Here is a 21201-nt window from a genome sequence, read left to right on the forward strand (position 1 = left end):
GCAGTGCAATCGACTGCGCCTATGATCGGCCGCCTGGTGGTGGTCGGACTCGGTTTGATCGGGGGGTCGTTCGCCAAAGGTTTGAAAGAAAGCGGCCTGTGTCGCGAGGTGGTCGGCGTCGATCTCGACCCGCAATCGCGCAAGCTGGCCGTCGAACTGGGTGTCGTTGATCGCTGTGAAGACCATCTTGCTGCCGCCTGCGTCGGTGCCGATGTCATTCAATTGGCCGTGCCGATCCTGGCGATGGAAAAACTGCTGGGCGTACTCGCCACCCTCGACCTCGGTGATGCCGTGCTGACCGACGTGGGCAGCGCCAAAGGCAATGTCGTGCGCGCCGCTCGCGAGGTGTTCGGCGCGATGCCTGCGCGTTTTGTGCCGGGCCACCCGATTGCCGGGTCCGAGCAGAGCGGTGTCGAGGCCTCGAATGCCCAGTTGTTCCGTCGTCACAAGGTCATCCTCACCCCGCTGCCTGAAACCGATCCCGCTGCGTTGGCGCTCGTTGACCGGATGTGGTCGGCGTTGGGGGCTGATGTCGAGCACATGCAAGTCGAGCGACACGACGAAGTGCTGGCCGCGACGAGCCATCTGCCACATTTGCTGGCCTTTGGTCTGGTGGATTCGTTGGCCAAGCGCAACGAAAACCTGGAAATCTTCCGCTACGCAGCGGGCGGTTTCCGCGACTTCACCCGAATCGCGGGCAGTGATCCGGTCATGTGGCACGACATCTTCCTCGCCAACCGCGAGGCCGTGCTGCGTACCCTGGACACTTTCCGTCATGACCTCGATGCATTGCGGGACGCCGTGGATGCGGGCGACGGCCATCAACTGCTCGGCGTATTCACCCGTGCTCGCGTGGCTCGCGAACATTTCGGCAAGATCCTCGCACGCCGCGCTTATGTCGAGAAAGTGGCTGCGGATGACCTGACGTTTGTGGCTCAGCCGGGCGGCAGCGTGCGTGGCCAGATCCGTGTGCCGGGCGACAAATCGATATCCCACCGCGCAATCATGCTGGGTTCCCTCGCCGAAGGCACCACGGAAGTCGACGGCTTCCTCGAAGGCGAAGACGCGTTGGCTACGTTGCAGGCCTTCCGCGACATGGGTGTGGTCATTGAAGGCCCGCACCATGGGCGTTTGACCATTCACGGTGTTGGCCTCAACGGGCTGAAGCCTGCGCCGGGTCCTATCTATCTCGGCAATTCCGGCACCTCGATGCGCCTGCTTTCCGGCTTGCTGGCGGCGCAGCGTTTCGACAGCGTGCTGACGGGCGACGTGTCGTTGTCCAAACGTCCGATGGGGCGTGTTGCTGAGCCGTTGCGGGAAATGGGTGCCGTGATCGACACCGCCGCTGACGGTCGCCCACCGCTGACCATTCGCGGCGGCCAATCGTTGAAAGGCATCTCTTACGTGACGCCGATGGCCAGTGCACAGGTCAAATCCTGTCTGTTGTTGGCCGGCTTATATGCCAGCGGCACGACGACAGTCACCGAGCCCGCACCCACCCGTGACCACACTGAGCGTATGCTGCGTGGCTTTGGTTATCCGGTTTCAGGTAATGGTGCGACAGCGTCGGTCGAAGCGGGCAGTACGCTCAAGGCGACCCGCATCGAAGTGCCCGCCGACATTTCATCGGCGGCGTTTTTTCTGGTGGCGGCATCGATTGCCGAGGGTTCCGACCTGTTGCTCGAACACGTGGGCGTCAACCCGACGCGCACTGGCGTGATCGACATCTTGCGCCTGATGGGCGCGGACATTTCCGTGCAGAACTTGCGAGAAGTGGGTGGCGAACCGGTGGCCGATCTGCGGGTACGTCACGCGGCACTCAAGGGGATCGTGATTCCCGAGGCGCTGGTGCCGCTGGCCATCGACGAATTCCCGGTGATCTTCGTCGCGGCTGCCTGTGCGCAGGGGCGTACGGTGTTGCGCGGGGCGCAGGAATTGCGCGTCAAGGAATCCGACCGCCTCCAGGTCATGGCCGAAGGTCTGGCCGCCTTGGGTGTGAGGGTTGAACCGACCGCCGATGGCCTCATTATTGAAGGCAGCAAGATCAGCGGCGGTGAAGTCAACGGTCATGGTGATCATCGTATTGCCATGGCTTTCAGTATCGCGTCGTTGCGCGCGTCAGCCCCGATTCGTATCCGGGACTGCGCCAATGTGGCGACTTCTTTCCCCAATTTCCTGGCGCTCTGCGGCCAGGTGGGTATTCGTGTAGCGCAAGAGGGGCAATCGTGAAAGCTCAAGCTCCGGTCATTACGATCGACGGACCAAGCGGTTCCGGAAAAGGAACAGTAGCCGGTCTGCTGGCCAAGCGTCTGGGTTGGTGCTTGCTGGATTCAGGCGCGCTGTATCGTCTGCTGGCATTTGCGGCCCGCAATCATGGGGTCGATCTGACCAACGAAGAAGCGCTCAAGCTGCTGGCGGCGCACCTGGACGTGCAATTCGAGGCCGCGACCGGCGATCACGGTCAGCGCATCATTCTCGAAGGCGAAGAAGTGACTCTGGCGATCCGCAACGAGCAGATTGGCAGTGGCGCCTCGCAGGTGGCTTCGCTGCCCGCGGTGCGTGAAGCGCTGCTCCAGCGCCAGCGTGCGTTTCAGGAGTTTCCGGGGCTGATCGCCGACGGCCGCGACATGGGCACGGTGGTCTTTCCCGCCGCGCCGCTGAAGATTTTCCTGACGGCCAGTGCCGAAGAGCGTGCCCGTCGCCGATATTTGCAGTTGAAGGCGAAAGGGGACGATGTTAGTCTGTCGAGTCTGCTAGATGAGATACGTGTCCGCGACGAGCGCGACACCCAGCGAGCGGTAGCCCCGCTCAAACCGGCGCATGACGCCATCCAGCTGGATTCCACCGAATTGTCCATCGAGCAGGTGCTGGAACGCATCCTGAGTGAAGTCGCGCTTCGCGATCTCGCTGGATGACCAAGGAGCCATGTGGGAGACCAGTCACAGTCCCGCAGGCTTCCTTTCATATGAACGAAACCCACGTTGTCTGGAGCGTGGCAGATAGGCGGATTCTTCGCCTTTATCAACAGGAATTAAAATGAGCGAAAGCTTTGCAGAACTCTTTGAAGAAAGCCTGAAAACCCTCAATCTTCAGCCGGGTGCGATCATCACCGGTATCGTTGTCGACATCGACGGCGACTGGGTTACCGTACACGCTGGCCTGAAGTCCGAGGGCGTCATCCCGCTCGAGCAGTTCTACAACGATGCTGGCGAACTGACCATCAAGGTCGGTGACGAAGTACACGTTGCGCTGGACGCGGTCGAAGACGGATTTGGCGAAACCAAACTGTCCCGCGAAAAAGCCAAGCGTGCTGAGTGCTGGATCGTTCTGGAAGCCGCTTTCGCAGCTGAAGAAGTGGTCAAGGGCGTTATCAACGGTAAGGTTAAAGGCGGCTTCACTGTCGACGTTAACGGCATCCGTGCGTTCCTGCCAGGTTCTCTGGTTGACGTCCGTCCAGTGCGCGACACCACGCACCTGGAAGGCAAAGAGCTGGAATTCAAGGTCATCAAGCTGGACCAGAAGCGCAACAACGTTGTCGTTTCCCGTCGCAGCGTCCTGGAAGCCGAGAACAGCGCCGAGCGCGAAGCTCTGCTGGAATCCCTGCAGGAAGGTCAGCAAGTCAAAGGTATCGTCAAGAACCTCACCGATTACGGCGCATTCGTCGATCTGGGTGGCGTCGATGGCCTGCTGCACATCACCGACATGGCCTGGAAGCGCATCAAGCATCCATCGGAAATCGTCAACGTTGGCGATGAGATCGATGTAAAAGTCCTGAAGTACGATCGTGAACGCAATCGTGTTTCCCTGGGCCTGAAGCAACTGGGTGAAGACCCATGGGTTGCTATCAAGGCACGTTACCCAGAAGGCACTCGCGTCACTGCACGCGTTACCAACCTGACCGACTACGGCTGCTTCGCAGAGCTGGAAGAAGGCGTGGAAGGCCTGGTACACGTTTCCGAAATGGACTGGACCAACAAGAACATCCACCCTTCGAAAGTCGTACAAGTCGGCGACGAAGTGGAAGTCATGGTTCTGGACATCGACGAAGAGCGTCGTCGTATCTCCCTGGGCATCAAGCAGTGCAAATCTAACCCATGGGAAGATTTCTCTGGCCAGTTCAACAAGGGCGACAAGATCTCCGGCACCATCAAGTCGATCACCGATTTCGGTATCTTCATTGGTCTGGACGGCGGCATCGACGGTCTGGTTCACCTGTCCGACATCTCCTGGAACGAAGTGGGCGAAGAAGCCGTGCGTCGCTTCAAGAAGGGCGACGAGCTCGACACCGTGATCCTGTCGGTTGATCCTGAGCGTGAGCGTATCTCGCTGGGTATCAAGCAGCTGGAAAGCGATCCGTTCTCCGAGTACGTCACTGTCAATGACAAAGGCGCTATCGTTCGCGGTACCGTTAAAGAAGTTGACGCCAAAGGCGCCATCATCACTCTGGCCGACGACATCGAAGCCACTCTGAAAGCTTCCGAAATCAGCCGTGACCGCGTTGAAGACGCGCGTAACGTTCTGAAGGAAGGCGAAGAGATCGAAGCCAAGATCATCAGCGTTGACCGTAAGAGCCGCGTAATCAGCTTGTCCATCAAGTCGAAAGACGTTGAAGACGAGAAAGAAGCGATTCAGAGCCTGCGTAGCAAGCCTGAAACCGCTGAGAACACAGGTCCTACCACTCTGGGTGACCTGCTGCGTGCTCAAATGGAAAAACAGAACTGAGTTCTGTCTGACCATTGAAAAAGGGCGACTTCGGTCGCCCTTTTTTGTGGGCGATGGTTTATGTGGCATCAGCCCCTCTAAGCGCCAGTGGGTGTATTCCGCCAAGCCCCGGATTGACAAGGCCTGGACTGGATAATGGCCCCTTGCCTGGAAACGCTGTTCACATAAGTGGAAACATGGGCTGTTCAAAAACCTTAGGTCGTGCTAAAACCTTCAAAGCGCTTTACCTAGCTGCTTGAAAAAGAAGGGAAAAATATGACGAAGTCGGAGTTGATCGATCGAATTGTCACCCATCAAGGACTGCTCTCATCCAAAGATGTGGAGCTGGCCATCAAGACCATGCTTGAGCAGATGTCGCAGTGCCTCGCCACCGGCGACCGTATTGAGATACGGGGCTTTGGCAGCTTCTCCCTGCATTACCGCGCGCCTCGCGTGGGTCGCAATCCCAAGACCGGGCAGTCCGTCAGCCTCGACGGCAAGTTCGTTCCTCATTTCAAGCCGGGCAAAGAGCTACGCGACCGGGTGAACGAAGACGAGGAACACGAACTCCAATAGCCGTTGGAGGGAATACTCGATGCGAAATCTTAAACGTCTGATATTTTTTGTCGTCGTGCTGCTGATCGTGGCAGCGACGGTTGTGTTCATGCTTGAAAACCAACAGCCAGTGGCGTTGGTGTTTTTTGGCTGGGCGGCCCCTGAACTGTCGGTGGCTGTGCCGGTGATCTTCGCGCTGTTGGTGGGGATGCTGATCGGCCCTTTTCTGGCGTGGGCCACACGGCTTCGCCGGAAACCCAAATCGTCACGCTTGGCCTGAATATCGCGGCCTGGGGCCGCCTGACTTTTCAGGAGTGCGGTCTTTCATACGCACTAACATTTCCTGTCAGGAAATGTATTCCCGAATGCTTCCGAAAACTCTCGCAAAACCTTAACGGCTGAAGCCTGTATTCAGCACGGTTAAGCTGCGCCGCTTTTCAGCCAGCGGATCGGGAAGCAAGCTCATGATTTATCCAGACATCATTCATCACGGTGCAGGGGAGGGGGTTACAGGCTCCTGTCACCAATTGCAACTGGATGCCGCCCACGGCCTGTTGATCGACTGCGGTTTGTTTCAAGGTCTTGAAGCGGATCTCCGGGAACGTTTCGGCATGTCGGCGGCGGTCGACTTTTCTGTCGAGACCCTGAAGCTGCTGATCGTGACGCATGTCCACGCTGATCACGTGGGCCGCATACCCCAGTTGTTAGCGGCGGGTTTCAAAGGGCCAATCCTTTGCAGTGAGGCTTCTGCCAAATTGCTGCCGTTAGTGCTTGAGGATGCCTTCAAACTGGAGTGGGGTCGCGATACGCAACAGATCGCCCATCACCTGAAACTGATCAATGAACGCGTCATTGCGCTTCCGTTCGATACCTGGTTCAGCGTTGTTGAAACCCCTGAAGTCACTTGTCGTATCCGTTTACAGCGCGCCGGTCATATTCTGGGTTCGGCCTATGTCGAATGCGATGTCAGTTACCCCCTTGAGCAGCGTCACCAGCGTGTGGTGTTTTCAGGCGACCTGGGTTCATCCCACACGCCGATTCTGCCCGATCCCCAATCTCCCGAACGCGCCGACGTGCTGGTGCTGGAAAGCACTTACGGCGATCGTCAGCATGAAGACCGCGCCACCCGGCAAGTCCGTCTTGAAGCCGTCATTGACAAGGCGTTGGCAGACCATGGCAGTGTGCTGATCCCGGCATTCAGCGTGGGGCGGACTCAAGAGTTGCTGTATGAAATTGAAGATATCCTGCACCGCAAGGCGTTATCGGGCCTGAGCGAGGTATCCCCCTCGGTGGACACCGCGCTGCCGGTCAATTGGCCGCTATTGCCCGTGATCCTCGATTCGCCGCTGGCTCAGCGATTGACTCAGGTGTATCAGTCATTTGATGACATGTGGGATGAGGAAGCCGTCGTGCGGCTCGGTAGCGGCCGTAAGCCCCTCGGCTTCAAACAGTTGATCACGATCAACAGCCACGCCGAGCATCTTCAAACCGTGAATTATCTGGCGAGTACAGGGCGGCCAGCGATTGTCATTGCCGGTCACGGGATGTGCGCGGGTGGACGCATCGTTGATTACCTCAAGGTCATGCTGGGTGATCCGCGCCACAACGTAGTGTTCACGGGGTATCAGGCGAAGGGCACCCCCGGGGCGGCCATTCAGGCTTATGGGCCAAAAGGTGGCTACGTCGAGCTCGACAAACAACGTTACGAGATAAAGGCCGGTGTGGAAAACCTCGGTGGCTACTCTGCCCATGCTGACCAAAAAGGTCTGGTGGACTTCGTCATGGGCATGGACGTGTTGCCGTACGAAATCCGGCTGGTCCACGGCGAGCCGGAGGCGAAAAGAAAGCTCAAGCAGAAACTGGAAGCCCGCAGCGCCCATCGTTCGGATCGTCCTGTGGTGACGTGATGAATGCCTTGCGACGCTCATCACACCGTCACGGAATGGCCTGTATCGTTGTGATGGCGTGGGATGGCTTTATCAAATCATTCGAGACGGTTTTCTCCGTTTCGAAGATAATTACGCCTCAGTGATTAACAAAACTCAATTTTTACTGCCTAACCCTCGCCTCAAGCTGTTGTGCGCGAGGGTAGCGTGCAGTCCGATGGATGGGCTGCTTCATACTGAACAGAGGAACCTTCGGGTTTTTTCGTCGCATAGGTTTTTACACATGAATCCCGACTATCCCGTTATTCAGACCCGTTGCTTCAAAGCCTACGATATCCGTGGCCAGGTCCCCAATGATCTGGACGCCGACATCGCCTATCGGATTGGGCGCTCCATGGTGGTCGAACTGGGTGCCAAAAATATCGTGGTCGGCAGAGACATGCGTCTCGAAAGCCCGGCGCTGGCCCAGGCCTTGACCCAAGGTATCCTGGACGCTGGCGCGGATGTCATCGACATCGGATTGTGCGGAACCGAAGAAGTCTATTTTGCAACCAGCCACTACGTCGCAGATGGCGGGGTGATGGTCACCGCCAGTCATAACCCCAAGGGTTACAACGGCATGAAACTGGTCAAGGGCGAATCCCGTCCGATCAGTGGCGACACCGGCCTCGATGCCATTCGCCAGCGAGTAGACGCCGGCGACCTCGGCACGGTCGCCGCGCAGTCAGGTAGCGTCAAATCATGGCCCGACAAAGGCGCTTACATCAAGCACCTGCTCAACTATGTCGAAGGCGCCGAATTGCGTCCGTTGAAAATTCTCGCGGACCCTGGCAATGGCGCCGTCGGCCCAGCGCTGCAAGCGATCAAATCGCAGCTGCCCTTCGAATGGGTGATCATCAACGCCGAGCCCGACGGCCATTTCCCCAACGGCGTGCCCAACCCGCTTCTGCCCGAAAACCGCAGCATCACCCGTGATGCCTTGCTGGAGCACAAGTGTGACCTGGGGCTGGCGTGGGATGGCGACTTCGACCGCTGCTTCTTCTTCGATGAGCGCGGCCGTTTCGTCGAAGGCTACTACCTGGTCGGTCTGCTCGCGGAAATGCTACTCAAACAGCACCCTGGCTCGAAGATCATTCATGACCCGCGCCTGACCTGGAACACCATCGATCAGGTCAATCTGGCGGGGGGCACGCCGGTGCTGTGCAAGACGGGTCACGCCTTCATCAAAGAACGCATGCGCAAGGAAGACGCGGTGTACGGCGGCGAGATGAGCGCGCACCACTACTTCCGCGACTTCGCCTACTGCGACAGCGGCATGATCCCTTGGCTCTTGGTCACGGCGCTGATGTCCGTTTCCGGCAAGACGTTCTCCCAACTGGTGGATGAACGCATGGCCGCCTACCCGTGCAGCGGCGAAATCAACTACAAGGTGACGGACGTCAAAGCCATCATCGGTAAGGTGCTGGACCATTACACCCCGATCTGTTCGAACATCGATAAAACGGACGGCATCAGCCTTGAATTCCCTGAATGGCGCTTTAATCTGCGCGGCTCCAACACTGAGCCGCTGCTGCGTCTGAACGTCGAAAGCCGACGCGACCCACAGCTGGTCGAGGCCAAGGTCAAGGAGATCGAGCAACTGCTCAACGGCGGCTGATCCAACACGGTGGTGGCCCTGATGCTCCCGGCATCCAGGGCCGTCGCTGTTTTTTTATTGAAATGACAGTGGTAGCGGTAGTCAGGCAGTCGACCTTTTTATAACGGATCAAAAATGAATCATGGGTGGTTGGCGGTCGCTGTAATCGGCTGTTCTTTCGCGTTTACCTATTGGCTTCGGCGCTATGCATTGCATAAAAGCCTGCTGGATATTCCCAATGGCAGAAGCTCGCATACTGTCCCGACGCCTCGTGGCGGCGGTGTAGCCATTGTCGTAAGCTACCTGGTGGCGCTCGCGGTGCTGTTCGGCGAAGGCGTGCTGAGTTCAGCGGCGTTTGCGGCCATGGCGGGGGCTGGTCTGGGCATCGCAGCGCTTGGTTTTCTGGACGATCACGGGCATGTCGCTGCGCGTTGGCGTCTGCTGGGCCATTTTTTCGCCGCCATCTGGGCATTGTGCTGGCTGGGCGGACTGCCGCCGGTGACCTTTTTCGGTGCAACGTTTGAGTTGAGTTGGATCGGCCATGGGCTGGCGGCGCTCTATCTGGTGTGGTTGTTGAACCTCTATAACTTCATGGACGGTATCGATGGCATTGCCAGTGTCGAAGCGGTCTGCGTGTGCCTGGGGGCCGCGCTGATCTACCTCTTGGGCGACCATGCCGAGATGATGTGGCAACCGTTGCTGCTGGCAGCTGCGGTTTTCGGTTTCCTGATCTGGAATTTTCCCCCTGCGAAAATCTTCATGGGGGATGCCGGAAGCGGGTTTTTGGGCATCATATTGGGCGTTTTGTCACTGCAGGCCGCGTGGATTTCCTCGCAGTTACTCTGGGCATGGCTTATTCTTCTCGGGGTTTTCATCGTAGACGCTACAGTTACCCTCATCCGTCGCCTCGTCCGAGGAGACAAGATCTATGAGGCTCACCGAAGTCATGCTTACCAATTCGCCTCGCGCAAATATGGCAAGCACCTTCCAGTGACGTCCGCAGTCGGTGTAATCAACCTGTTCTGGCTGTTGCCGGTCGCCATTGCGGTCACCCACTTCGGTGTCGATGGGGCGATCGCTCTGATCGTCGCTTATGTCCCGTTGGTGATCCTGGTGATCGGGTTCAGGGCAGGACAACTTGAACGGAGCTGAATGCCCCGTCGGGCGGCAGGGGTGGTGTATTTCTTGCGTCATGCTGGAATCAAGCACCCATGTTTCAGGTCGATAGGAGATTGAACTCGTGATCGAGGGATTCATGGAAAAGTTGCGCGTCATGTTGCTCGCGTTGCCGCGTCGTTATAAACGAATCATTCAGGTCGCGACAGACGTCTGCCTGGTCTGGTTCGCGCTGTGGATGGCCTTCGTAGTCCGCCTCGGCATCGACGACCTGATCAATCCACTGACCATTCACACCTGGCTGTTTGCTAGCGCGCCTGTCATTGCCATTCCCTTGTTCATCCGAATTGGCATGTACCGGGCGGTCATGCGCTATTTCGGCAATGATGCGCTGGTGGCGATCATCAAGGCGGTCAGCCTGTCGGCGCTGATTCTGGGCGTTGTGGTGTATCTCTACAGCAACCATCAGCACGTCGTGCCGCGCTCGGTAATGTTCAACTACTGGTGGCTGAGCCTGGTGATGATCGGCGGCCTGCGCCTCGCGATGCGTCAGTATTTTTTGGGCGACTGGTTCTCCGCCGTGCAGCATGTTCCGTTTGCCACGCGCGATGACGGCTTGCCGAAAGTCGCGATCTACGGCGCAGGTGCCGCTGGCAACCAACTGGTGGCGGCGCTGCGGATGGGCCGTTCGATGCGCCCAGTGGCGTTTATCGACGATGACGATTCCATCTCCAACCGCGTGATTTCCGGGCTGCAGGTCTACAAGCCCAAACACATCCAGCAAATGATCGACGTGACCGGGGCACAGGAGATACTGCTGGCAATCCCGTCCTCGGCCAGAGCGCGTCGTCGGGAAATCCTCGGGTTTCTGGAAGGGTTCCCGCTTCACGTGCGCAGTGTGCCGAATTTTTCCGATCTGGCCGCTGGCCGGGTGAAAGTCGATGACCTTCAGGAAGTCGACATCGCCGACCTGTTGGGACGCGATGCCGTACCTGCCCAGGAAGACCTGCTGGAACACTGCATCAAGAATCAATGCGTGCTGGTGACCGGGGCGGGTGGCTCGATCGGTTCGGAGCTGTGCCGTCAGATCGTGCTGCACAAACCCACCACGCTGTTGCTGCTGGACCACAGCGAATTCAACCTCTATACGATCCTCTCGGAGCTGGAGCGACGCATTGCGCGTGAGTCTTTGAAGGTCAAAGTGCTGCCGATCCTTGGCTCCGTGCGTAACCATGCCAAGTTGCTGGACGTGATGAAGACTTGGCGGGTGGACACCGTTTACCACGCTGCGGCCTATAAACACGTGCCAATGGTCGAGCACAATATTGCTGAAGGCGTGATCAACAACGTGGTGGGGACATTGAACGCGGCGCAGGCGGCGTTGCAGGCGGGGGTCTCCAACTTTGTGCTGATTTCCACCGACAAGGCCGTGCGACCCACCAACATCATGGGCAGCACCAAGCGGCTGGCCGAGCTGATCTTGCAGGCATTGAGCCGCGAAACAGCGCCAGTGATGTTCGGCGACCGGGCGAACGTGCACCAAGTGAACAAGACCCGATTCATCATGGTGCGATTCGGCAACGTGCTGGGCTCGTCCGGCTCGGTGATTCCGCTGTTCCACTCGCAGATCAAATCAGGCGGTCCTCTGACCGTTACGCACCCGAAGATCACCCGGTACTTCATGACCATTCCAGAAGCCGCGCAATTGGTGATTCAGGCGGGTTCGATGGGGCAGGGCGGCGACGTGTTTGTGCTCGACATGGGCGAGCCGGTGAAAATCATCGAACTGGCCGAGAAAATGGTTCATCTGTCTGGGCTCAGCATCCGTTCAGACAAGAACCCTCATGGCGACATCTCCATCGAGTTCACCGGGCTGCGTCCGGGTGAGAAGCTTTACGAGGAGCTGTTGATCGGCGACAACGTGGCGGTGACCAGTCACCCGATGATCATGAGCGCTCAAGAGGATCACCTGTCGTGGGATGCGTTCAAGCAGAGCCTGACGCTGCTCCTCAAGGCGCTGGATGACGATGATTACGACAAAGTGCGCCAGATCCTGGGCGACACGGTCAGCGGCTACGCACCGGAAGGTGAGATCGTCGACTGGATTCACCAACAACGCCGTAACGAGCCGTGAGTCCGACACTTCCGCTTACGCTGTGATTTTTTCTGCTTAATCGCTGTAGCGCCCGTATTCCTTAGGCTTGCGGGCGGTACACATTCCGTCACTCATCCCCGCATTGACCCTTCATGACCATCGTCTAGGTTTGGAAAGCAGCTCAGGAATGCTGTTTCCCCACCCACGATGTCATGGAGCGTTACTCATGCGTATGTCCTATCTGTCGTCCCTCCTGTTCGGCCTGCTGGCCAGCACTTCCGTTGCCATCAACGCGGCACCCGCCGCTTCGGCAACTCCCAACGCCCCCGCGCCTGCGGTTGCTGCACCTTCGGAGCAGAGCGAGCGTATCAACCTCAACACCGCTTCTGCGGAAGCCCTGCAAAAAACGCTGTCAGGAATCGGTGCAGCCAAGGCGGAGGCGATCGTCGCCTATCGTGACGAAAACGGCGCGTTTACGTCGGTCGATGAGTTGATCGAAGTCAAAGGTATCGGCAAGGCATTGCTGGACAAAAATCGGGATAAACTCGCCATCGACTGACCGCTGCATGACATGGAAAAGACCGATCACTGATCGGTCTTTTTTTTGGCCGTAGCCCGGGGCTTGTCGCTGTAACGGAGCAGCGAGGGGTTGACATTGAAAATGTCGTTCAACATATAATTTTCTAAATTATGGGCGTAATATGCGCTCGTTGCTATTCTCACTGTCCACGGAGAAACCCCATGAGCACGACCCACACCCAAGGTACAGCCCTGATTACTGGCGCTTCTTCAGGCATCGGTGCCACGTACGCGAACCGGTTGGCCAAACGGGGATACGACCTGTTGTTGGTCGCACGGGATCAGACACGGCTTGAGGCGCTGGCCGCCGATCTGCGCAAGACAACGTCCGTCAACGTTGAAGTGCTCAAGGCCGATCTCACCAACGCGTCAGACATTTCCACGGTCGAGCAACGCTTGCGCAACGACGCTTCGATCACGCTGCTGTTGAACAACGCCGGTGTGGCCTCCAACAGTCCATTGGCAGAGGCCGACCTGAACGAGGTCAATCGCCTCATTCAGCTCAATATCGTGGCGCTGACTCACCTGGCGTCGGCCGCAGCGGCTGGCTTCCTGGCGCGTGGCCGTGGCGCTATCGTCAATATCGCCTCGGTGGTGCCGATGATCCCCGAACGCTTCAACGCCGTGTACACCGCCAGCAAGGCCTATGTGCTGAGCCTGACCCAGTCGTTGAACGCTGAGATTGGCGACAAGGGCGTGCAGATCCAGGCCGTCATGCCTGGGGCGACGCGCACCGAAATCTGGGAGCGCGCAGGCATGGACCTGAACGCATTTCCCCCTGAGATGGTGATGGACGTGAACGAGATGGTTGACGCGGCCTTGGCCGGGTTCGATCAGAAAGAGCTGGTGACCATTCCATCGCTGGCCAACGCTGCCGAGTGGGATGCTTTCGTCAGCGCGCGCTTGGCACTGGGTCCGAATCTTTCGTTGCAGCACGCGGCAGCGCGCTACAAAACGCCAGGCGCTTGAATGGGCGTCGGGTCTACGTACTGAAAGCTGAAAAGGTGAACGCATGAGCGAACGTCGCATTGTAGTGACGGGGATGGGACTGGTGACGCCATTGGGCACCGGGGTCGAGGCTGTATGGCGCCGATTGCTTGAAGGGCGTTCCGGCATCGTCCGGTTGCCTGACGAAACCGTGGCGGACTTACCTGGCAAAGTGGGTGGCGTCGTGCCACTGCTGGCTGACGACCCCGAGGCGGGGTTCGACGCCGACAAGGCAGCGCCCCCCAAAGAACAGAAGAAAATGGACCGCTTCATTCTGTTCGCCCTCGCGGCGGCTCAGGAAGCGGTCGCACAGGCGGGCTGGACCCCTTCGACAGAAGAGGAGCGTGAGCGCACGGCGACGATCATCGGCTCCGGCATCGGCGGCTTCGTGTCCATTTCGGATGCCGTACGCACCACTGATAGCCGTGGCCCGCGCCGACTGTCGCCGTTCACCATCCCGTCGTTTCTGGTCAACCTGGCCGCGGGGCACGTGTCAATTCAGCACGGCTTCAAGGGTCCGTTGGGCGCACCGGTGACGGCGTGTGCCGCCGGGGTGCAAGCCATTGGCGACGCGGCGCGGATGATTCTGGCCGGTGAGGCCGACGTCGCCATCTGTGGCGGCGCCGAGGCCTGTGTCGACCGCGTGGCGCTGGGCGGCTTTGCGGCGGCGCGGGCGTTGTCGAGCGACTTCAACGACACGCCAGAGCGTGCGTCCCGCCCTTTTGATCGGGATCGCGACGGTTTTGTCATGGGCGAGGGCGCAGGCATCGTCGTGATCGAAACCCTGGACCACGCGCTGGCCCGGGGTGCGAAACCCATCGTCGAACTGGTGGGATATGGCACCAGCGCCGATGCCTATCACCTGACGGCAGGGCCGGAAGATGGCAGCGGGGCGCGTCGTGCGATGCAGGCGGCGATTCGTCAGGCGGGCATCAAACCGTCAGACATTCAGCACCTCAACGCGCACGCCACCTCCACGCCGGTGGGCGACAAAGGAGAAATGGCGGCGATCAAAAAGCTGTTCGGCGACCAGAATGGCATCGCGGTCACTTCAACCAAGTCCGCTACCGGGCACTTGTTGGGTGCGGCGGGCGGGATCGAAGCGATCTTCACCGCGTTGGCCATTCGCGACCAGATCGCCCCGATGACGCTCAATCTGGATAATCCGGACGAAGCCGCCACGGGGATCGACATCGTGCACGGCGAGGCACGCCCGATGGCGATCGAGTACGCATTGTCGAACGGGTTCGGCTTTGGCGGGGTGAACGCCAGCGCGCTGTTCCGACGCTGGCATCCTTGAGGCAACGGAAAAGCCCCTGACGGTCATGTCAGGGGCTTTTTCATATCAGGCTTCGGCGATTTCAAGCTTCGGCGATTTGCTGCTTCAGCTGCTCGCGGGTGGTTTGCAGGATGCGTTCGGCCAGTTGCGGGTCTTTTGCACTGCGAGCGAGCACCATCGCCCCAACAAGGCCCGCCATGATCATCACGCTTTTGTCGCGGCTCTCCTGTTGGCTCGGCATGCCGGTTTCGAGGGTGGACAGCATGCGGTGGATCAGTTCGTCGGTGATCTCGCTTGGCTGGCCGCGCTGGCCCAGTTCCGACGACATGGTGGTCAACGGGCAGCCTTCTTCCGGTTGAGTCCGGTGCTCGGGTGCCAGGTACATGTCGATGAACGCTGCGGCGGATTCGTCTCCCGCCAGCTTTGCGGCCCGTGATTCATTCAATTGGTCGACGGCACACCGCAGTGCTTTCTCGACCAGATCGTCCTTGGATTTGAAATGGGCATAAAAGCCACCATGAGTCAGGCCCAGTGCCTTCATCAATGGCTGCAAACCGGTGGCGCCGATGCCGTCACGACGAAAGCGTGAAGCCGCTTCGTGAAGGATGCGCTGATGGGTCTGGGCTTTATGATCTTCGGCGTAACGCATTGAACGAGCCTCCCGCTTTGGCTCTTGAAATGGTGATCGACATTTTTACACGTATGGTGCGCCAATGCAGTATCCACTTTTCGAGCCAGGTTGCCATTGGTCAGAAGGTCACACTCAGAAGGTCAGCGTCAGAACGTGGGTTTCACTTCGGCCCCATCATCTTCGCCAGCACTTCGGGCCGTGGCGCGCCTTGCTGTTGTTGCAAATGGCCGGCGGCGTCCTTGTAGAAAATCGACGGGGTTGCTGACAGGCCGAAGTCGGTCATCAGCTTCATGTTGGCGTCGAGCTTGGCCTGAATGTCCTTGGGAATCGTGGACATTGCTTTCAGGGTGCTGCTCTGGCCAGCCTGCTCGTGTTTTTGCAGCGCGGTTTCGGGGTTGGCGTCGGCAAGGAGGGTTGCGGCCTTGGCAGCGCTGTCTTCGCGGATCACGCCGACCATGATGTGGCGCAACTGGACCTTGCCGGATTTGACCCATGGCCGCGCCTGTTCCCAGAACATGTTGCAGTAAGGACAGTTGGCGTCGCTGAACAGGTAGATGACCTTGGGCGCGGTTTTAGCGCCATCGGCGATCCAGGTGCTGTTCTCCATCTGGCTCCACACTGCCTTGGTCATGGGCTCATAGACCAGTTTTTGCAGCGGCGCTTCGCTCAGGTCTTCGCCTTTCTCATCGAACAGATTCCCGGCCAGTACGTGTTTACCATCGGACGTCAGGTAGAACGCCATGGCCTGTTGTTGGTATTGCGCGGCGTAGCCTTTCAGCCCGCCCGGCGCATCGAACGTACCTTTGATGGTGGCGCCCTTGGCTTCCAGCGCCTTGATCGGTGCAGGCAATTCTTCGGCCTGTACCCATGCGCCTTGCAGCGCGATCAAGCCCGAGGCGGCCAAAACGGAAAGTCGCATGAAACTCATTGAATGCTCCTAGAAAGAGAGGGCGTTGGTTCGCTGATGACGTCCAGAGAATGCCGAAGGCTGGCGCTGGACAGTTCGCCCATGTGCGTCCCCGACATGCGTCCGTCAGGGCCATAGAAAAGGGTGGTCGGCAGGGCGGCTGACCCCACGTGCTCCGCCAATTGGCCGTTGACGTCGAACAACACGTTGTCCAGATGCAGACCCTGGCTCGCGAAAAAAGTCGCGACGTCGCGGGGCGTTTCACCCTGATTGATGAATAGAAAAGTCACGTCGGCGTTGGCCTGTTGCGCGGCTTGCAAGACGGGCATTTCGCGGCGGCAGGGCGGGCACCAGGTTGCCCAGAGGTTGACCACCAGCGGCTTGCCCTGAAAATCACGGACGTGCACCGGCTGGCCCGCAGCGTTGAGCACGGTCATGTCAGGCAGCCGGGCATCCGCGTGCCACACGCTCATCCCCCATCCTGCCAGCCACCAGAACAGCAGGCCGCTCGCCACGCCTGCCCCCAACGGCTTTCGCACGGCGGGCCGGTTCCAGCCCCAGATCACGCTGCCGATCAGAACCGTCACGAGCCCGGGCCAGACCAGAAACCCGCCGTCACGGATGTCGATGATATTGAAGGGGTGGCGCCGGTACTGGCTCCAATAAGCAATCACGAAACCGAGCCGCGCGACCAGCACGCCGACCACGAACAGCCCAAAGATCGCGCGCTCGGGGTTCACCTTCCGCCGACGTCCGACGAGCCAGCCCACCAGCGTTGCCAGCGCCAACGCGCCGAGCAACAACAGGTGATCAATCGCCAGGGCGAAAGGACCAAGGGCGACGCTCAGCATCAGCCGTGCTCCCGCGTGGCTTGCCATTGCCGGGTGAAGGCTTGGTCATCGACTTCGCCGGTGATGCGTCGTTCGCGGCGTTCAATCCCATCGGGACCGAGCCAGAGCAGCGTCGGCGGACCGGGCACCAGGTAGCGCTGGAGCAATTCACGGCTGGCGTCGTTGTCGGCCGTTACGTCCAGCCGCAGCAGGCGCACGCCGCTCAACGCTTGAATCACCTCGTTTTTGCCGAACACGGTTTTCTCCATGATCTTGCAGGAGACGCACCAGTCGGCGTAGTAATCCACCAGCACCCATTGACCGCTGGCCTTGGCGTCCGCCAACTCGCGGTCGAGCGCGGCGGGGTCTTTGAGGGTGGTGAAGGCGTCGTGACGTTCGGCGCTGCCGCCAGACCGAGACCCGCTGTAAACCTTCAAGGGCTGCCACGGATCGTCGCCGCCACCGGCTGCGCCAACCAACATCATCGCGCCCCATAACCCTACGACCAGACCGACAGGTGCAGCGATCAGCGCGGCGCGTTTCAACGTCCGGGTCTGCACCACGGCGCTGTACGCAACGATCAGGAGCAGGCCGCCAAACAGCGCCAGCCAAAGGCTTTCCGACAGCAGCGGACGGATCATGATCAGCGCCGTGCCGAGCAGCAAAAAGCCAAACACGCCTTTCACCAGATCCATCCATGCCCCCGGTTTCGGCAGGAAGCGATTGCCCAAGGTGACGATCAGCAGCAGCGGCAGACCAATACCCAAACCCATCACGAACAGCACCAGCGCGCCGTGCAGGGCATTGCCGCTCTGCGCGATGTAAAGCAAGGCGCCGGCGAGTGGGGCCGTCATGCACGGACCGACCATCAAGCCTGACAACGCGCCCAAAACCCCCGCGCCAACCAGACTGCCACCCTGACGCTGGCGCCCGGCGTTTTCCAGCCGGTCGCGCAAAAAAGCGGGCAGTTGCAGTTCGAAGAAACCGAACATGGGCAGTGACAAGAGAACGAACAGCCCGGCGAAACTGCCCAGCAACCACGGCTGTTGCAGGGTCGATTGCAGATTGCCGCCGAGCAGCGCCGCGACCACGCCCAGCCCGGCGTAGATCAGCGCCATGCTCAGCACGTACACCCCGGCCAATGCGAAGCCCCGGCGAGGTCGGGCACCGCTGCCCACCACCACGCCCGCCAGGATGGGCAGCATCGGCAGGGAACAAGGGGTGAACGCCAGCAACAGGCCCAGCCCAAAGAAGATCAACAGGCTCCAGCCCAGCGAGCGTTCCTGGAGGGTGCTGGCCAGCGCCTGATCCTGCGCCTGGCCCTCGACCACATTGGCGTTGCCGCCGCCCAGGTCGACCGTCTGGCTTTGCGGCGGATAGCACAGCCCTGCATCCGCACAGCCTTGCCAGCCGACTTTCACTTGGCCGGTGGCAGACGCGGGGATGACCAGTTCCAGGCCTTGTCGATAGACCTGTTGCTGGCCGAAATACTCGTCGTTGTGGTCTTCGCCCGTCGGGAGCGTCGGTTGCTGGTCAGGTTTCACGCCGTCGAATTTGAGGCGTTTCTGGTAGAGGTAATAACCGTCGGCGATCTGCCAATACAGCCGGGTTTCACCGGTTGGCAGGCGCTCGGAGCTGAACATGAACGCCTGTCCGACCGGCAGAAAATCAGGCTTCTTGTTGAACAGATCCCCGCCCGGCAGCGCCTGAGCCAACAATGGAAATAACAGAAGCACCAGAACCCACAACCTGCGCATGCCCAACCTCGGTCGATTATTGATGGCGGGAGAGTGCGTGAAGGTGATTAAGGGGTGATTAACGGGGGCGAGAAGCGACATCGCACAGAGGGGTCGATTGGGTGTTGGCAGGTCAGATTTGGCCTGGGCACGGGCCATGTCGCAGGCCGGGATCGTGCATAATCCACCCTTAATCCCACTCTGTTTCAATCGCCTTTTTTTCGAGGCCGCCTCATGCACGTACTGCTCTGTGAAGACGACGACCTGATTGCCAGCGGTATCGTGGCCGGTCTGGATGCCCAAGGTCTGACGGTGGATCGCGTGGCGACGGCGTCCGCAGCGCGGGCGATGCTGGCGGCGGCGCATTTCGACGTCATGGTGCTGGACCTCGGTCTGCCCGACGAAGACGGCCTCAAATTGCTGCGCCAGTTGCGTCAGCAGGGCACCGACATTCCCGTGCTGATCCTCACCGCACGCGACACCGTCACCGACCGCGTCGATGGCCTTCAGGCCGGGGCCGACGATTACCTGCTCAAACCCTTCGACCTGCGCGAGCTGAGCGCCCGCCTGCACACACTGGTGCGACGCATGGCCGGGCGCAGCGTCAATGTCATCGAGCACGGTGTGTTGACCTACGACCCCAGCAGCCGCGAAACCCGCCTCGCCGGTCAGCCGGTGGACCTGTCGCGCCGTGAACAGGCGCTGCTTCAAGCCTTGCTCAACAACAACGGCCGTGTGCTCTCCAGCGAGCAGCTCAAGGACTGCGTGTACGGGTTTGGCGACGAAGTCGAGAGCAACGCCCTTAACGTCCATATTCACCACCTGCGCCGCAAGCTGGGTGGCGGCATCATCGAAACGGTTCGTGGCCTCGGCTATCGGCTGGGGCCTGCCGGAGACTTGCCGGAGCCGCAGCGATGATGAGCCTGAGAACGCGCCTGAGCCTGACGTTGGGTTCGGCGTTCATCGTCATTTGGGTGCTGGCGGCGGCGTGGATGCTGCGCGACTTGCGCATGCAGATGATGGAATCCCTCGACCAGCGGCTAGAAGCCTCGGCGCGCATGGTCGCCGGGCTGCTCGAACAGATGCAGATGCCCACCGACGGCGATGGCAAAACCCTGCGCGCCGGGGAGTTGAGCATTCCCAATGGCATGGCCTGCCAGTTGAGTTCGTTGCGCGGCCAGGTGCTGGCGCGCACCGAAAGTTCGCCTGCGGAACCCCTGAAAGCCGATTCCAGCGGCTTCGTCGACCAGATGATCAACGGCGAGCATTGGCGCGTGTACACGATGATGCACGGCAACGTGCGGGTCAGTACGGCAGACCGGCAGATCGAGCGGGACGTCCTCGGCCATTCGGTGCTACTGGCAGCTTCAGTGCCGGTGCTGGTGGCGCTATTCGGCAGTCTGATTCTGGTCTGGTTCGGCATCGGGCGAGGGCTGGCGCCGTTGAACCGGATGCGTGACGCGCTGAACCGCCACAGCGCCGATTCCGTCGAGCCGCTGGACGTGCCCAATCTGCCCAGCGAATTGCAGCCCCTGCTGATCAGCCAGAATCAGCTGTTTCAGCGGATCGCACAGACCCTTGAGCGCGAACGTCGGCTGACAGGGGACGCGGCTCACGAACTGCGCAGCCCGCTGACCGCCATCAAGACCCACCTGCAAGTGGCGCGCATGACCGAGGGTGAAAAACGCGACCGGTCATTGGCCCACGCGGAAGAGGGCGCCGACCGCATGCACCGGACCCTTGAGCAACTGTTGTTGCTGGCGCGGGTCGAGGGCAGCCTGTCGTTCGACGATGGCGTGCAGTGCGACGCCGAGAAAGTCGCACGGCTGGCCATTCACGACGCCAACCATGGTGATGACTCGCGCATCGAGCTGATCCTGCCGTCGCAGTTATCCACAGCACCGGTCGAAATGCCGGCTGCGCTGGCCGTGGCGGCATTGCGCAACTTGTTGGACAACGCCCTGCGCCACACACAGGCAGGCGCACGGGTCGAATTGAGCGTGGAAACATTCAACGGTCAGGCGCATTTCCGCGTGCGGGATTACGGGCCGGGCATTCCCGAGCCGGACCTCGACAAGCTCACCCAGCGCTTCTGGCGCAACGGCAAAAGCCCTGGTGCGGGGCTCGGATTGGCCATCGTGCAGGCCATCGTTCAGCGCTGCGACTGTTCGTTGAAGTTCGACAGCCGCAGTGACGGGTTACGCGTGGAACTCAGCGTGCCGTTGCGGCGAATGTAACGGTGAACGCCTGGAATACGGATTTA

The 21201-nt window shown here is 59.9% G+C and carries 18 protein-coding genes; 14 read left to right on the top strand and 4 right to left on the bottom strand.

Features of this window, described 5'->3' with window-relative positions:
* Positions 1–21 precede the first annotated feature (21 nt).
* The 12 genes from AAEO81_RS09440 to fabF all read left to right on the top strand — a co-directional run bounded on the left by AAEO81_RS09440 (position 22) and on the right by fabF (position 14855).
* Positions 22–2229 (top strand): bifunctional prephenate dehydrogenase/3-phosphoshikimate 1-carboxyvinyltransferase, encoded by a 2208-nt coding sequence (locus AAEO81_RS09440; protein WP_341964510.1) that lies wholly within the window; start codon positions 22–24, stop codon positions 2227–2229.
* The gene (gene cmk / locus AAEO81_RS09445) at positions 2226–2915 is read left to right on the top strand and encodes a (d)CMP kinase (RefSeq protein WP_166596678.1); all 690 of its coding nucleotides are present in this window, start codon (positions 2226–2228) and stop codon (positions 2913–2915) included. Before AAEO81_RS09440 ends, cmk begins: the two co-directional genes overlap by 4 nt.
* 121 nt (positions 2916–3036) lie before the next feature.
* Positions 3037–4722: a 30S ribosomal protein S1 gene (gene rpsA / locus AAEO81_RS09450; protein ID WP_081567543.1), complete on the top strand. Its 1686-nt coding sequence runs from the start codon at positions 3037–3039 to the stop codon at positions 4720–4722.
* Positions 4723–4977: 255 nt separating this feature from the next.
* Positions 4978–5277, top strand: a complete 300-nt coding sequence (gene ihfB, locus AAEO81_RS09455) for an integration host factor subunit beta (protein ID WP_166596679.1) — start codon at positions 4978–4980, stop codon at positions 5275–5277.
* A gap of 19 nt (positions 5278–5296) precedes the next feature.
* Entirely contained in the window at positions 5297–5536 is a 240-nt protein-coding gene (locus AAEO81_RS09460) for a LapA family protein (RefSeq protein WP_341963079.1), read from the top strand.
* A gap of 184 nt (positions 5537–5720) precedes the next feature.
* Positions 5721–7163, top strand: a complete 1443-nt coding sequence (locus AAEO81_RS09465) for an MBL fold metallo-hydrolase (RefSeq protein ID WP_341963080.1) — start codon at positions 5721–5723, stop codon at positions 7161–7163.
* Positions 7164–7425: 262 nt separating this feature from the next.
* A complete protein-coding gene (locus AAEO81_RS09470; protein WP_341963082.1) occupies positions 7426–8799 on the top strand; it encodes a phosphomannomutase in 1374 nt (457 codons plus the stop codon).
* 114 nt (positions 8800–8913) lie between these two features.
* The gene (locus tag AAEO81_RS09475; protein WP_341963083.1) at positions 8914–9930 is read left to right on the top strand and encodes a glycosyltransferase family 4 protein; all 1017 of its coding nucleotides are present in this window, start codon (positions 8914–8916) and stop codon (positions 9928–9930) included.
* Positions 9931–10033: 103 nt separating this feature from the next.
* Positions 10034–12028 carry a nucleoside-diphosphate sugar epimerase/dehydratase gene (locus tag AAEO81_RS09480; protein WP_341963085.1) on the top strand — a complete coding sequence of 665 codons (1995 nt, stop codon included), beginning with the start codon at positions 10034–10036 and terminating at the stop codon, positions 12026–12028.
* A 187-nt stretch (positions 12029–12215) separates the two neighbouring features.
* Positions 12216–12548 (top strand): helix-hairpin-helix domain-containing protein, encoded by a 333-nt coding sequence (locus AAEO81_RS09485; protein ID WP_341963086.1) that lies wholly within the window; start codon positions 12216–12218, stop codon positions 12546–12548.
* Between the two features lie 182 nt (positions 12549–12730).
* On the top strand, positions 12731–13537 hold the full coding sequence (locus tag AAEO81_RS09490) for an SDR family oxidoreductase (RefSeq protein WP_341963088.1): 807 nt from the start codon (positions 12731–12733) through the stop codon (positions 13535–13537).
* 43 nt (positions 13538–13580) lie between these two features.
* Positions 13581–14855, top strand: a complete 1275-nt coding sequence (fabF, locus tag AAEO81_RS09495) for a beta-ketoacyl-ACP synthase II (RefSeq protein ID WP_341963089.1) — start codon at positions 13581–13583, stop codon at positions 14853–14855.
* A gap of 61 nt (positions 14856–14916) precedes the next feature.
* On the opposite strand, the gene AAEO81_RS09500 is transcribed toward fabF, so the two are convergent.
* The 4 genes from AAEO81_RS09500 to dsbD form a co-directional block, all read right to left on the bottom strand.
* Positions 14917–15483 (bottom strand): TetR/AcrR family transcriptional regulator, encoded by a 567-nt coding sequence (locus tag AAEO81_RS09500; protein WP_341963090.1) that lies wholly within the window; start codon positions 15481–15483, stop codon positions 14917–14919.
* Between the two features lie 142 nt (positions 15484–15625).
* A complete protein-coding gene (dsbG, locus tag AAEO81_RS09505) occupies positions 15626–16384 on the bottom strand; it encodes a thiol:disulfide interchange protein DsbG (RefSeq protein WP_341963091.1) in 759 nt (252 codons plus the stop codon).
* A gap of 5 nt (positions 16385–16389) precedes the next feature.
* On the bottom strand, positions 16390–17223 hold the full coding sequence (locus AAEO81_RS09510) for a TlpA disulfide reductase family protein (protein WP_341963093.1): 834 nt from the start codon (positions 17221–17223) through the stop codon (positions 16390–16392).
* A complete protein-coding gene (gene dsbD / locus AAEO81_RS09515) occupies positions 17223–18959 on the bottom strand; it encodes a protein-disulfide reductase DsbD (RefSeq protein WP_341963095.1) in 1737 nt (578 codons plus the stop codon). The genes AAEO81_RS09510 and dsbD overlap by 1 nt, the downstream gene beginning before the upstream one ends.
* A 213-nt stretch (positions 18960–19172) precedes the next feature.
* Here dsbD and AAEO81_RS09520 point away from each other — a divergent pair, with 213 nt between their 5' ends.
* Both AAEO81_RS09520 and AAEO81_RS09525 read left to right on the top strand, forming a co-directional pair.
* Positions 19173–19856 carry a response regulator gene (locus AAEO81_RS09520; RefSeq protein ID WP_166596691.1) on the top strand — a complete coding sequence of 228 codons (684 nt, stop codon included), beginning with the start codon at positions 19173–19175 and terminating at the stop codon, positions 19854–19856.
* On the top strand, positions 19853–21175 hold the full coding sequence (locus AAEO81_RS09525) for an ATP-binding protein (RefSeq protein WP_341963096.1): 1323 nt from the start codon (positions 19853–19855) through the stop codon (positions 21173–21175). Before AAEO81_RS09520 ends, AAEO81_RS09525 begins: the two co-directional genes overlap by 4 nt.
* Positions 21176–21201: the final 26 nt, after the last annotated feature.

This window comes from Pseudomonas sp. RC10 (genome assembly GCF_038397775.1).
In the GTDB taxonomy this organism is placed as follows: domain Bacteria; phylum Pseudomonadota; class Gammaproteobacteria; order Pseudomonadales; family Pseudomonadaceae; genus Aquipseudomonas; species Aquipseudomonas bambusae.